This is a genomic window from Streptomyces sp. NPDC126510, assembly GCF_040302345.1.
In the GTDB taxonomy this organism is placed as follows: Bacteria; Actinomycetota; Actinomycetes; order Streptomycetales; family Streptomycetaceae; genus Streptomyces.
Genome location: NZ_JBEORR010000006.1, coordinates 79,841 through 92,303, shown reverse-complemented (window position 1 = coordinate 92,303; position 12,463 = coordinate 79,841). Strand labels below are relative to the sequence as shown.

12 protein-coding genes and 1 riboswitch are annotated in these 12,463 nt (G+C 70.9%); of the genes, 8 read left to right on the top strand and 4 right to left on the bottom strand.

All coding sequences use genetic code 11. The annotated features are described in order from the left end of the window. Nucleotides 1-50: 50 nt before the first annotated feature. Nucleotides 51-698, top strand: coding sequence for a helix-turn-helix domain-containing protein (locus tag ABTX60_RS09825; protein WP_352096569.1), 648 nt, complete (start codon nt 51-53; stop codon nt 696-698). Beyond that, nucleotides 695-814: a DUF6126 family protein gene (locus tag ABTX60_RS09820; RefSeq protein WP_352096568.1), complete on the top strand. Its 120-nt coding sequence runs from the start codon at nt 695-697 to the stop codon at nt 812-814. Before ABTX60_RS09825 ends, ABTX60_RS09820 begins: the two co-directional genes overlap by 4 nt. Nucleotides 815-830: 16 nt before the next feature. Here ABTX60_RS09820 and ABTX60_RS09815 read toward each other — a convergent pair whose 3' ends face one another. Further along, the gene (locus ABTX60_RS09815; protein ID WP_352096567.1) at nt 831-1,628 is read right to left on the bottom strand and encodes a tyrosine-protein phosphatase; all 798 of its coding nucleotides are present in this window, start codon (nt 1,626-1,628) and stop codon (nt 831-833) included. 179 nt (nt 1,629-1,807) lie between these two features. Between ABTX60_RS09815 and ABTX60_RS09810 the strand changes: the two genes are divergently transcribed. The 5 genes from ABTX60_RS09810 (at nt 1,808) to ABTX60_RS43210 (ending at nt 7,533) form a co-directional block, all read left to right on the top strand. Continuing rightward, nucleotides 1,808-3,883, top strand: a complete 2,076-nt coding sequence (locus tag ABTX60_RS09810; protein ID WP_352096566.1) for an alpha-galactosidase — start codon at nt 1,808-1,810, stop codon at nt 3,881-3,883. A 316-nt stretch (nt 3,884-4,199) separates the two neighbouring features. Next, nucleotides 4,200-4,354, top strand: a riboswitch (cyclic di-AMP (ydaO/yuaA leader). Nucleotides 4,355-4,358: 4 nt separating this feature from the next. Then, a complete protein-coding gene (locus ABTX60_RS09805; RefSeq protein ID WP_352096565.1) occupies nt 4,359-5,261 on the top strand; it encodes a M23 family metallopeptidase in 903 nt (300 codons plus the stop codon). 195 nt (nt 5,262-5,456) lie between these two features. Then, nucleotides 5,457-6,173 carry a DUF6250 domain-containing protein gene (locus ABTX60_RS09800; RefSeq protein ID WP_352096564.1) on the top strand — a complete coding sequence of 239 codons (717 nt, stop codon included), beginning with the start codon at nt 5,457-5,459 and terminating at the stop codon, nt 6,171-6,173. A 112-nt stretch (nt 6,174-6,285) separates the two neighbouring features. Further along, on the top strand, nt 6,286-7,104 hold the full coding sequence (locus ABTX60_RS09795; RefSeq protein WP_352096563.1) for an SGNH/GDSL hydrolase family protein: 819 nt from the start codon (nt 6,286-6,288) through the stop codon (nt 7,102-7,104). 243 nt (nt 7,105-7,347) lie between these two features. Beyond that, nucleotides 7,348-7,533: a hypothetical protein gene (locus tag ABTX60_RS43210; protein ID WP_502992299.1), complete on the top strand. Its 186-nt coding sequence runs from the start codon at nt 7,348-7,350 to the stop codon at nt 7,531-7,533. A gap of 434 nt (nt 7,534-7,967) precedes the next feature. Here the strand turns inward: ABTX60_RS43210 and ABTX60_RS09785 are convergent, their stop codons facing one another. After that, nucleotides 7,968-9,473: an MFS transporter gene (locus ABTX60_RS09785; protein ID WP_352096562.1), complete on the bottom strand. Its 1,506-nt coding sequence runs from the start codon at nt 9,471-9,473 to the stop codon at nt 7,968-7,970. An 86-nt stretch (nt 9,474-9,559) separates the two neighbouring features. On the opposite strand from ABTX60_RS09785, the gene ABTX60_RS09780 reads away from it, so the two are divergent. Beyond that, complete coding sequence (locus ABTX60_RS09780) at nt 9,560-10,510, top strand: helix-turn-helix transcriptional regulator (RefSeq protein ID WP_502992298.1); 951 nt, start codon at nt 9,560-9,562, stop codon at nt 10,508-10,510. Here ABTX60_RS09780 and ABTX60_RS09775 read toward each other — a convergent pair. Continuing rightward, the gene (locus tag ABTX60_RS09775) at nt 10,507-11,118 is read right to left on the bottom strand and encodes a TetR/AcrR family transcriptional regulator (protein WP_352096560.1); all 612 of its coding nucleotides are present in this window, start codon (nt 11,116-11,118) and stop codon (nt 10,507-10,509) included. The genes ABTX60_RS09780 and ABTX60_RS09775 overlap by 4 nt on opposite strands. Nucleotides 11,119-11,255: 137 nt before the next feature. After that, entirely contained in the window at nt 11,256-12,443 is a 1,188-nt protein-coding gene (locus ABTX60_RS09770) for a glutamate dehydrogenase (protein WP_352096559.1), read from the bottom strand. Between the last annotated feature and the right edge of the window lie 20 nt (nt 12,444-12,463).

The following is a 12,463-nucleotide window of genomic DNA, read 5'->3' as shown; positions in this document are numbered from 1 at the left end:
TGTGAGGCAAGAAATTTGCCGCTGAGGCAAGACTCCGGCTGAATGGAGGCATGAGCTCCTCCGAGACCGAGCGGCCCCCCGGGGCCGACTCGCCGGCCGACCAGGCCGCAGGTGCGCTGCCCGCCGTGGTGGCGCCCCAGCTGCGGGCCCTGCGGCGCCAGGCCTCCCTGACGCTGGAGGCCGCGGCCCGCGCCGCCGGGCTGTCGCCCGCCCACCTCTCCCGGCTGGAGACCGGACAGCGCCAGCCTTCACTGCCGATGCTGCTCGCACTGGCCCGCATCTACGGTACGACCGTCTCCGAGCTGCTCGGTGAGACGGTCGCCGACCGGGACGCCGTCATCCGCGCGGCCGACATGGAACCCACCGCGGCGGGCGGCTGGACCTACTGGCAGGCCGGTGCCCCCGGCCGCGGGATGCAGGCCCTGCGCGTCCACGTCCCCCACGGCTCCCAGGGCGACATCGTGCGCGTCCACCCCGGCGAGGAATGGCTCCACGTGCTGCGCGGCCGACTGCGTCTGCGGCTCGGGGACACCACGCACCGGCTGGCGGCCGGCGACAGCGCCCACTTCGACTCGCTCACCCCGCACCGGATCGCCGCCGAGGACCACGACGGCGTCGACCTGCTCTTCGTCCACACCCTGCTGCAGAGCCCCACGGCCGCCCTGTGCCTGGGCCCCACCCCCGGAGACGCGTCATGAGCAACATGGAGGAGAAGTTCCCCCGGGCCCTGTGGGTGAGGTTGTTCATCTACCTCATCGCCGGCCACTTCTTCGCCGCCTTCGTGTACCTGCTGTTCGAGGTGGGGGCGAAGTAGCCCCCGCTCCCGTTCCTCAGTCGAGAAGCCGCTCGCGTAGCCGCTCCCGGGTCTCCGCGTACAGCCCCAGCCCCTTCTCCAGGTAGGTGTCGACGCCGCCCCACGTCTCCTCGATGGTGTCGAAGGCCGCCGTCAGGTACTCGGCGCGCGCGTCGAAGAGGGGGCTGAGCAGCTCCATGACCTCGGGGGAGTAGGCCGAGGCGGCGGAGCTGGAGCGGTGCACCTTGTAGCGGCGGTGCTTGGCGTTCGACTTCAGGTAGTCCTCGACGATCGCCTCACGCTCGACGCCCACGGCGAGCAGCGTCACCGCGACGGACAGCCCGGCGCGGTCCTTGCCCGCCGCGCAGTGCATCAGCGCGGGGACGCTGTCCTCGGCGAGCGCGTGCAGCACCCGGGAGTGCTCGTCGGTGCGGTGCTTGATGATCGTGCGGTACGAGGCGATCATGCGGCCCGCGCCCTTGCCGTCCGAGAGGATCTCGCGCAGCTGGTCCAGGTCGCCGTCGCGGACCATCTTCCAGAACTCGGCGCCGTCGGCGGGGTCGCTCAGCGGCAGGTTCACATTGCGCACACCGGGCAGCTCGACGTCCGGCCCCTCGAGCTTCTGGTCGGCCGCGTTGCGGAAGTCGAAGACCGTGTGCAGGCCCAGACCGGTCAGGAAGGCGGCGTCCTCCCCGGTCGCGTGGGCGAGGTGGCCACTGCGGAACAGCACGCCCTGGCGCACCCGCCGCCCGTCCACGGTCGGCAGCCCGCCCACGTCACGGAAGTTGCGCACTCCGGCCAGCTCGGGCTCGGTCGACGGGACCTGCTGTGTCACGAGGGCTCCTCCCCTTCGGCGCCGCCGGCGCGGCTCGTCGACGGGCGTCTTCCGACGATACGACATGCCTGCCTGGGGCAATGAGTTGTCCACAGGCGTTGCCCGGAACCCCCACCTCGCCCGATGATGTTGCCGCCTGGTCGCACCTGGTCGGGCTTGTTCGAATATGTGAGGGCACGATGCTGGACATCTCCGAAGACGGTCGTACCTGGGTGCTCTCCGGCCCGGCCAGCAGCTATGCCGTCCATGTCACCGACCGGGACGAGCTGCTGCACCTGCACTGGGGCCCTCGTATCGGCCTGGCCGACGCCGAGGCGCTCGCCGTCCGGCCGCTGCCGGACTACTGGCCCTTCGAGTCCCCGCTCGACGGGCGCGAGGAGTACCCGGTCGAAGGCGGCCCCCGCTTCGTCCGCCCCGCCCTGTCCGTCCGCACCGCCGGGCGGCGCGGCACCGAGTGGGCCTACGAGGGGCACGACGCCGAGGACGGCGAGTTGCGGCTCCGGTTCCGCGACGGCGATCTGGCCGTCACCCTGCACTACCGGATGCGCCCCACGGCGGATGTCGTCGAACGCTGGGTGACCCTGGACAACCAGGGGCCGGCCGTCGAGCTGCTGCGCGCCGACTCCGCCACCTGGACCCTGCCCGACCGTGACACCTGGCGCCTGTCGCAGCTGCACGGGCGCTGGGGCGCGGAGTCGCGGCTGACCCGCACCGGCCTCACCCACGGCGAGAAGGTCATCGGCAGCCGTCGCGGCCACACCTCCCACCAGCACCTGCCGTGGGTCGCCCTCGACACCGACGCCACCGAGGAGCGCGGCGAGGTCTACAGCTGCGCCCTGGGCTGGTCCGGGTCCTGGCGCATCGCCGTGGCCCAGCTCCCGGACGCGCGCGTGCAGATCACCGGCGGCGCCGGCCACGACGACTCCGGCCTGCTGATGCTCGGCACGGGGGAGTCGTACACGACGCCCGTCTTCGCCGGGCTCTTCAGCGACGGCGGCTTCGGCGGGGCGAGCCGCGCCTGGCATGCCTACCAGCGGGCGTACGTGATCCCGGACGCCGATCGGGACCGGCCCGTGCTGTTCAACTCCTGGGAGGCCACCGAGTTCGACATCTCCGAGGAGCAGCAGCGGGAGCTCGCCGAGCGGGCCGCCGCCATGGGCGTCGAGCTGTTCGTGGTCGACGACGGCTGGTTCGGGGCGCGCACCAGCGACCGGGCCGGGCTCGGCGACTGGACCCCGAACCCCGACCGCTTCCCGGGCGGGCTCAAGCCGCTCGCGGACCATGTGCACGGCCTCGGGATGCAGTTCGGGATCTGGGTCGAGCCCGAAATGGTCAACCCGGACAGCGACCTGTACCGCGCGCACCCCGACTGGGCGCAGTACCAACCAGGACGAAAGCGGACGGAATTCCGTAATCAGCTCGTCCTCAACCTCGCCCGCGAGGACGTCCGGGAGTACCTGTGGGAGCAGCTCGACGGGCTCCTCTCCGGCGCGCCGATCGACTACGTGAAATGGGACTTCAACCGCTGCTTCACCGACGCCGGCTGGCCCGACGACGCCTACCCGCAGCGGCTGTGGATCGACCACGTGCACGGCCTGTACGCCCTGCTGGACCGGCTGCGGGCCGCCCACCCGGGGGTGGCCTTCGAGTCCTGCTCGGGCGGCGGCGGACGGATCGACCTCGGTGTGCTGAGCCGCACGGACCAGGTGTGGACCTCCGACAACACCGACCCCCTCGACCGGCTCGCCATCCAGCACGGCTTCAGTCAGATCCACCCGGCGCGGGTCATGGCCGCCTGGGTCACCGACAGCCCCAACGCCATGCTCAACCACCGGGCCAGCTCGCTGCGGTTCCGGTTCGTCAGCGCCATGGCCGGGGTGCTCGGGGTCGGCGGCGACCTCACGAAGTGGACGCCGGAGGAGCTCGCCGAGGCGGCGGAGTGGGTGAGGCTCTACAAGGAGATCCGGCCCGTGGTGCAGCGCGGCGACCAATACCGGCTGCGGGCTCCGGAGGGTGGGCTGAGCGCCGTGCAGTACGTCCTCGGCGAGGAGACCGTCGTCTTCGCCTGGCTCCAGGCGCAGCGCTACGGAGAGCCCGTTCCAGCGCTCCGGCTGCGCGGCCTCGATCCGGCAGAATCGTATGAATGCCGTGAAACGGGCGAAGTTCACCGAGGGGCCGTCCTGCTTCATCACGGACTGCGGGTCGGCTTGCGCGGGGATCTGGACGCCGTGATCGTCCACCTTAAGCGGAAGTAGCCATTCTGTCCGAATGGAGAGAATTGGCGGCTTAGGGATAACGTGCCCCGATCGTAAAGGAGATGAGGTCGGGGTGCGTGACCATCGTCATATTCGTGACGATGTGCTGTCGCCATGTTCACGTAATCCCCGCAAAAACCAGGGCTGTCGAGCAATGCGGGAGATCGGTAATCCACGCTCCGTGACGGCGAATGTGGCGACGCGTCAAGAAAAACACCGTCACGGGCAACCGCAAGCTTGTCCTATTGCGTCGTGGTCGCTTACGTTCCACACCAATCCGGACGGACGCCTAATCCTGCCGCCGCCCGGAGCCCGCACACACTGACCCGAAGCACGGCAGGAGCGGGGGACCCACAGGTAAGACGCCTGTTCCGGTTCCCGGAACGGCTTGGGGTTCAGCCGCGCCCCGGCGCGGCCGGGCATCTCCAGCCCGCACCCGACAGCTCACCTCGCAGGCGACGGAGAGGAATTCGCCATGCCCGCGAAGGGTAAGCACCGCCGTCCCAAGACCCAGCGTTTCACCCGCTCCATCGCCGTCGCCGGAACCGGCGGGGCCGCCCTCGCCCTGCCGCTCATGGGGGCCACCGGCGCTCACGCCGCCACCCCGCAGTCGGCTCCGGAAAAGGCCGTCCAGTCCGCTCCGGCCGCCGGGGAAAAGGCCGCCGAAAAGACCAATGGCGCCCACACGTACACCGTGAAGGCAGGCGACTACCTCGCGAAGATCGCCGGCGAGCAGCACGTCAGCGGCGGCTGGAAGAAGCTCTACGCGGACAACCGTGACGCCGTCGGCTCCGACCCGTCGCTGATCCACCCGGGCCTGAAGCTGTCGATCGGCAAGAAGGCGGCGAGCGCTCCGAAGGCCTCGGCTCCCTCCGCGCCGAAGGCCTCGGCCCCGAAGCCGTCCGCCGCCGATGCGGCCCCGAAGGCGGAGACCGCCGCGAAGCCGGCCGCCGCCGAGAGCAACTCCAGCGGTTTCACCCTCCCGGTGACCGGTGCCACCATCGGCACCCCGTACCACATGTCCGGCAGCATGTGGTCGAGCGGCTACCACACCGGTGTCGACTTCGTCGTCCCGACCGGCACCTCCCTCAAGGCCGTCGGCGCGGGCACGGTCGTCTCCGCCGGGTGGGGCGGCGCGTACGGCAACCAGGTCGTCATCAAGCTCGCCGACGGCTACTACGCCCAGTACGCCCACCTGTCCCAGCTCTCCGTCTCGGCCGGCCAGACCGTGACCGCCGGGCAGCAGGTCGGTCTGTCGGGCGCGACCGGCAACGTGACCGGACCGCACCTGCACTTCGAGATCCGCACCACGCCGGACTACGGCTCGGACGTGGACCCGGTCGCCTTCCTGCGCTCGCACGGCGTCTCCGTCGGCTGACCCGCCGCACGACCACCTGCCTGACAGGCGGCCGAAGGCCGGACCCCGATCCCCGGGTCCGGCCTTCGGTGTGTGCGGATACCGGCGCTCGTCCCAAGGGATCGACAGGCGGCGGCAGTTGGGACAGAGTGATCACGGCCGGAGTGCAAGCGCTTTCCAGAGCCTTCCCGGCGGATCCCGAGGAGTGGTGTCACCGTGCCGACCACCCGCAGAGCGTTCGGAGCCCTGGCCGCCGGAGCCGCCCTGACGGCCCTCGCCCCCACAGCCGCCGCGCACGCCGCGTCCCCGCACCGCCGTCTCATCGCACACGACGACTTCTGCCACGGCCTCGGGCAGTGGGCGACCGAACTCCAGGGCGGCGGCACCGTCACCGCCGCACACGGCACACTGGAGATCGACGTACCCAGCGGTGCGACCGTGTGGTTCAGGAAGCGGCTCGAAGGGCCCTACGTACTCGAGTACACCGCCACCCCCGTCTCCGAGGGCGGGGCCAACGACCGGGTCTCGGACCTCAACAACTTCTGGAACGCGACCGACGTCCGCTCCCCGCGCGACCTCTTCGCGACACCACGCGGCGGAGCCCTCGACGAGTACGACCACCTCACGACCTACTACGCCGGCTACGGGGCCAACTACAACACCACGACCCGGCTGCGCCGCTACGTCGGCGAACCCGGCGTCCGGCCCCTGGTCTTCGACTACACCCAGCCGCTGCTGGTGCCGGGCGAGCCGAACCGGGTGCGGATCGTCTCCGACGGCTCCACGGTCCGATGGTGGAACAACGGCCGGCTCGTCTTCGACTACAGCGATCCGCAGCCCTACACGGGCGGCCATTTCGCCTTCCGGACCGTCTGGAGCCACTTCCGGATCACTGGGTTCCGGGTCTGGCGACTCACCCCGAAACATCCCTGACAAGCGGGGTATTCCGGAGTTGGCGAACACTTTAGGAGTGGGTTATCTCACCGCCCGTCAACCCTTCCCTACGGTCGCGTAGGTCACATTCGAAGGTGAATCATGGGCTGCTGTGGCAGACGATTCGAAGAGTGACAGCAAAGCAGAGATCGGGTCGTACGTGGCGGTGGGGGACAGCTTCACCGAGGGCGTCGGCGACCCCGGCCCCGGCGGGGCGTTCGTCGGCTGGGCCGATCGGTTCGCCGTTCTGCTCGCCGACCGCAGGCCCGAGGGCGACTTCCAGTACACCAATCTCGCCGTACGCGGAAAGCTCCTCGACCAGATCGTGGCGGACCAGGTTCCGCGGGCCGTCGGCATGGCCCCGGACCTCGTCTCGTTCTGCGCCGGGGGCAACGACATCATCCGGCCCGGCACCGACCCGGACGAGGTGGCCGAGCGCTTCGAGCGGGCGCTGGCCCAACTCACCGCCGTGTCCGGCACGGTGATGGTGACGACCGGTTTCGACACCCGTGGCGTGCCCGTGCTCAAGCATCTGCGCGGCAAGATCGCCACGTACAACGGACACGTCCGGGCCATCGCCGACCGGTACGGCTGCCCGGTGCTCGACCTGTGGTCCCTGCGCAGTGTGCAGGACCGCCGGGCGTGGGACGCCGACCGGCTGCACCTGTCGCCCGAGGGGCACACCCGCGTGGCGCTCCGCGCGGGGCAGGTGCTCGGCCTCGACGTGCCGGCCGACCCCGAGCAGGCGTGGCCTCCGTTGCCCCCGCGCGGCGTGCTCGACGTGCGGCGTGACAACGTCGCCTGGGCGCGTGAGTTCCTGGTGCCGTGGATCGGGCGCCGGCTGCGCGGGGAGTCCTCGGGCGACCATGTGACGGCCAAGGGGGCGCTGTCGCCGGACGACATCAGGATGCGGATCGCCTCGGTGGCGTGAAGGCGGCTCCTGCACGTGCGGGTCGCGCCGGTCGCGACACCGACGCGGCCCGCACGCACAGGAGTTGCGGCTTCGAGAGCGGGTCCTCCCGCTCGGCCCGGCGCGACGCGGCGTGACGGTGCTGGGTGGGGTCGGTGAGCCCCCTGGCCCCGGCGTGATCCGAAGGACACCGTCTAAGAGGCCGTCTCGATTGGTTCGTATGGACGGGGTGATGGCGCTGTGGCCCTGGTTCGCCGACCTGCCATGATCACCTCATCGTGTTCCATGACGGGTCCGGAAGGCGTGAAGGGGCCACGCCTTGGGGCGGTGGTCGCTGTCGTCCCCGATCACATCTGCACGCCTGCGAATCTCGCCGATGAGCTGCTGGTTGTCCGAGACCGGGAGGTCATCGACCGCCGGCCGGTAACGGCCCGAGGTGCCGACACCTGAGCACGGTTTCCGGCCGGGAGCCGGCGGTAGCAGATTCGGAATCGCGGTTATCCCGGCGCAGGCGAGGAAGTGTTCGGCTTTGCGCTCACGGCGACGGTGAAGGCGGCGGCACCCGGCCGGCCAGGCCACCGTCCGCTCCACGGTCCCAATGGCGGCCCCCCCAGTCGCTGCGAGGACTCGACTCCTGGCCAGCCACCCCGGGGCCGCGGCGGAGCGGTCGGCACCACCGGCTGAAACAGCTCCCACGACCCGTCCGGCACCAGGCGCTCCACCATCGCCATCACGGCCGCCGGCCCAGAGATCACGCCGGTCGAGATGAGGTCCCGACCAGCGGCTCTGGCCTGCTCGCCGTCGCGGCCGTGGACCCGCAACCCTGGGCGGACCACTTGTGCTCGCGTCGCCAGGTTCGGCTGAGAGAGGTGCGTTGGCGTGGATCATCGGGTCTCGGCCGTCTCATTCTCAGCCGCGGTGACTTCGGCCGGGCGGCGCAGCCAGCGGAGCGCGACGAGTCCGAGGACGAGATGCAGGACGCCGGCTGCCGCCGCGGCGACGTGCAGTCCAGTGAGGAAGGCGGACTTGGCGTCGGTCACGATCACTGCTGTCAGCTCAGGCAGCTGGAGTGTCTCGTCGAGGGTGGGGGCGAGGTCGGGGCCTTGGAGGCGGAACAGCAGAGCTGCCAGCGAACCGAGCAACGCGATACCGAGAGCATTGCCGATCTCGTTGCTGGTCTCCGCGATCGCGCCTGCGGATCCGGCGCGCTCGGGAGGGACTGCGGCAACGGCGGTGTCGGCGACGACAGCGAAGGAAATGCCATAGCCGAGGCCCGCGACCGCGGTGGATGCGACGTACCAGCCGATTCCGCCTGTGATGGTGGTGGGCAGCAGCAGGAGCAAGCCGGCGGCGATGGAGAAGTGGCACACGAGCAGCGCGGCGCGCTTGCCGACGCGGTCGACGACCAGCGGGGTCACGATGCAGGTGGTGGTGAGTACGACGGCTCCAGGCAGCGCCCAGAGCGCGGCCTGCAAGACGGGGACGTCGAGGACGGACTGCAGGTAGATCCCGGACAGGTACGCGGCAGCCGACCATGCTGCGAGCGGCAGCAGACCGGTGATGACGGCGACGGTGAAGACCCGGTCGCGGAAGAGCGAGAAGTCGATGAGCGGGTGCTCCAGTCGCCGCTGCCGTAGACCGAACCACGCCAGCACGGCAATGCCCGCGAGCACGGTGGCCACGGCGGTGACTGTCAGGCCTTGGGCGGCCGCGTGCTTGACGCCGTAGATCGCCAGCAGGAGCCCGACGGCGGAGGTCACGACGCTGGCGGTGTCGATCCTCCCCGGCCGGGTCGCCCGGACCTCGCCGAGCAGCACCGGTGCGAAGCAGAGGAAACCGACGATGACGGGGAGGTTGATCAAGAACACCGATCCCCACCAGAAGCGCTCCAGCAGCACGCCGCCGATGACCGGTCCGATCGCGAAGCCGGCAGCGAATGCCGCGGCGAAGACGCCGACGGCCTGTGCGCGTTGCTTGGGGTCGGTGAACAGTTCACTCAGAATCGCCAGCGCGGAGGGAAGCAGGGTCGCGCCGGCGACCCCCATGACCGCGCGGGCGGCGATGAGCAGTTCCGGTGTGGGGGCCAAGGCAGCGGCAGCAGAGCCGAGGCCGAAGAACATCGCGCCGATCATGAGGAGCCTGAGGCGTCCGTAGCGGTCGCCGATGTTCCCGAACGCGATGAGCAGTGACCCTACGGCGAAGCCGTAGATGTCCAGGGTCCACAGTGCTTGGTCGGCACTGGGGCTCAGCGCCTGACTGACCCGGGGCATCGCGAGGAACAGGATGGATCCGTCCATCGATACCAGCAGCACGGGGCCGAGGACGACGAGCAGACCGAGCCAGGCCCGGAGGGTACCGGCGTTGGTCGCGGGTGAGGCGTGGTGAGTCATGGATGCAACGCTCCAGGCGCCCGGCCGTTGCATCCAGACACCTTGTGTGGCTACACCCAGCAGGTGCACCCACACCACCGCGAACCATGTCTAGGCTCGATGGTGTGGAGAACTTCGGAGCGTTCTTGAAGAGCCGCCGCGACCAGGTCACACCGGACGCGATCGGGTTACGCACCTACGGCAGCAGCCGGCGCGTACCCGGGCTGCGCCGAGAAGAACTGGCTCACCTCGCAGGCGTCAGCGCCGGCTATTACACGCGGTTGGAGCAGGGACAAGCGGGCACAGCCTCGGCGCAGGTTCTCGACGCACTGGCCCGGGTGCTGGAACTCGACGAGGTCGAGACAGTCCACCTTCACAACCTCGCCCGCCAGACCGACCGGCCCGGCCTCACCGAACCGCCCGCCGAACATCCCCAGCCTCGTGTGCTCGCGCTGCTCGACTCGCTGGGCGAGGCCACTCCCGCGATCGTGCTCGGCAGGCGCGGGGACGTGCACGCCTGGAACCGCACGGGTCACGCGCTGCTCGCCGAACACATGGAATTCGACGCCCCGGCAGACCCGGCTCGTCGTCCCTCCATCCCGCGAATGTTCTTCCTCGACCCCCTCACCCGGGACCTGCACCGCAACTGGGACGAACTCGCGCGCATCCACGTCGCGTACCTGAGGCTCACCGCCGGCCGGTTCCCGACCGACGCGCGACTGGCGAACCTCATCGGCGAGCTCACCATGCGCAGCGACCAGTTCGCCCGGATGTGGGCAACCGGAGAGGTCGCCGACTGCACCACCGGCGACATGCACCTGCAACACCCCACCGTCGGTACCGTGAACATCGCCTACCAGGTGTGGCTCCAGCCCGACAGCCGGGACCACCGCCTCGAGCTCTACACCCCCAACGACGCATCCTCAGCAGACGCACTCCACCTCCTCACCCGTCACATCGCGGACGAGGACGACTCCAACATCAAAGGGACCGAGCGGCCCACCGCCGGTCGAGGTCACGATCGATCCGTCAGCAACCTCGCGCCCCGCAACCTCTAAGGCGTCAGCCGGTCCGCCGTCAGGTCCAGTTCGCGGGTCAAGGCCTCCTCCACCCACTCCTGGGCCCGCGCACGCGGCACCGCGCCGGCATAGGACGTCAGCTGGACGGCGATGCCGTCGAGGAGGGCGGTCAGACGCAGGGCCGTGCCGGCCGGGTCGGGGCAGCGGAACTCGCCGGCGGCCACGCCCTCCGCGATGACCTCGGCGAGGGCCGCCTTCCACTGCCGGTCGAGATCCTGGGCGACCTCCCGCAGCACCGGGTCGCGCAGCGCCGCCGCCCAGCCCTCGATCCACAGCCGCCAGCCCTTGGCCTGCCCGGTCGGGGCGTACCACCGCACGGCCGACCGCAGTCGGCGCAACGCCGGCGAACGGCGGCCGAGCAGTTTGCGCAGATGCGCCAGGTCGCCCTCCGCCGCGTGCCGGAACGCGGCGGCGACCAGCTGCTCCTTCGATGAGAAGTGGTAGAGGACCAGCGCGTTGCTCACGCCGAGCGCCGAGGCCACGTCGGCGATCCTGACCGCCGCCACGCCCCTCGCCTCGATCTGCTCGATGGCGGCCCGCAGCAGATCTCCGCGCCGCTGAGCCACACTCAACCGGACTCTGGTCACGCCGTCACCCTACCCACGGCCGGGCAGCCCCTCGACGGGGCGTTTCGGCCTGCCCGGCAGGGCCCGCGACGACGGCCGCCAGAGAGGCGTCGGGTGCCTCACCGGAAGCCAGCCGGGTCGGGGAGGCGGCGGGTGCCTCACCGGAACCAGCCGAAGCGCTCCGCGATCAGTGGCAGCCGGTCCGCCGCGATCGCGTGTGCGGCGGACCGCGGAGTCGTCCCGTCGGCCTGCGCGCGGGCCAGCATCCGCTCGACCAGCGCCCGCATCGAGCGGCGGACGTACGCGAAGGCCTCCTCGGCGTCGGCGCCGATGTCCCCGAACAGCGTCCACCACCACCAGGCGTTCGTACCCGAGTTCACCACCACGTCCGGCAGCACGGTCACCCCGCGCGCGGTCAGCAGCAGCTCCGCGTCCGGACGTACGGGCATGTTGGCCGCCTCCACGACCCAGCGGGCGGTGATCCGCTCCTGGTTCCCGGTGTCGATCGCATACGACACGGCGGCCGGAACCAGTACGTCCGCGTCGGCAGCCAGCCAGGCGTCGCCCGGCCGTTCACGGTCGCCGCCACGCAGCGCGGAACGGTCCACCGTGCCGTGGGCGTCCCGGGCCGCGAGCAGCGCCTCGACGTCCAGGCCCGCCGGGTTGGCGATCGTGCCCTTGAGGTCGGCGACGGCCACGACCGTGAGCCCCGCGCGCGCGAGGAAACGCGCGGTGGCCCCGCCCATGGTGCCGAAGCCCTGGAGGGCGACCCGGGTCCCGGTGGCGGGCACACCGGCCCGGTCCAGGGCGGCCAGGGTCGCCTCGGCCACACCGCAGCCCCCGGCCAGCTCGTCCAGACCGATGCCGTCGACCTCGACCGCGAACGCGTCCCGGAGCCGCCGCCGGGCCGCGGCCTCGTCGTCGAGCAGGGGATACACGGCCTGGATCGAGGAGACCAGCCCCGCCTCGGCCGCCGCCCGGTCGACCAGGTCCTGGGTGAGTCCCAGGTCCTCTCCCGTCGTCCAGCAGCTCTCTATGTACGGCCGCATCGCGCGCAGGTACCGCACCAGCAGCGGGTACGCCCCGGGGTCCCGGGGGTCGCAGTCGATGCCGCCCTTGGCGCCGCCGAGCGGGACGTAGCGGCTCGCCGGGTCGTAGTGCAGGGCCTCCTTGAGGGTCATACCGCGGGCGAGACCGGCGACCTCGTCCAGGGTGCAGCCCGCGCGCATCCGCAGACCGCCGCTGGCGACCCCGCGTACCAGTCGGTCGACGACCAGGAAGCCCTGCCGTCCCGTGAGGTGATCAGTCCATGTCAGGGACAACAGGGGGGTGGCGGGGGTGACCATCCGGGCTCCTTCGCGACGCT

Bases quoted from the DNA above. Each gene is read 5' to 3' on its own strand.
- ABTX60_RS09825 (WP_352096569.1), top strand. From the start codon at position 51: ATGAGCTCCTCCGAGACCGAGCGGCCCCCCGGGGCCGACTCGCCGGCC.
- ABTX60_RS09820 (WP_352096568.1), top strand. From the start codon at position 695: ATGAGCAACATGGAGGAGAAGTTCCCCCGGGCCCTGTGGGTGAGGTTG.
- ABTX60_RS09810 (WP_352096566.1), top strand. From the start codon at position 1,808: ATGCTGGACATCTCCGAAGACGGTCGTACCTGGGTGCTCTCCGGCCCG.
- ABTX60_RS09805 (WP_352096565.1), top strand. From the start codon at position 4,359: ATGCCCGCGAAGGGTAAGCACCGCCGTCCCAAGACCCAGCGTTTCACC.
- ABTX60_RS43210 (WP_502992299.1), top strand. From the start codon at position 7,348: ATGATCACCTCATCGTGTTCCATGACGGGTCCGGAAGGCGTGAAGGGG.
- ABTX60_RS09785 (WP_352096562.1), bottom strand. From the start codon at position 9,473: ATGACTCACCACGCCTCACCCGCGACCAACGCCGGTACCCTCCGGGCC.
- ABTX60_RS09780 (WP_502992298.1), top strand. From the start codon at position 9,560: ATGTCTAGGCTCGATGGTGTGGAGAACTTCGGAGCGTTCTTGAAGAGC.
- ABTX60_RS09770 (WP_352096559.1), bottom strand. From the start codon at position 12,443: ATGGTCACCCCCGCCACCCCCCTGTTGTCCCTGACATGGACTGATCAC.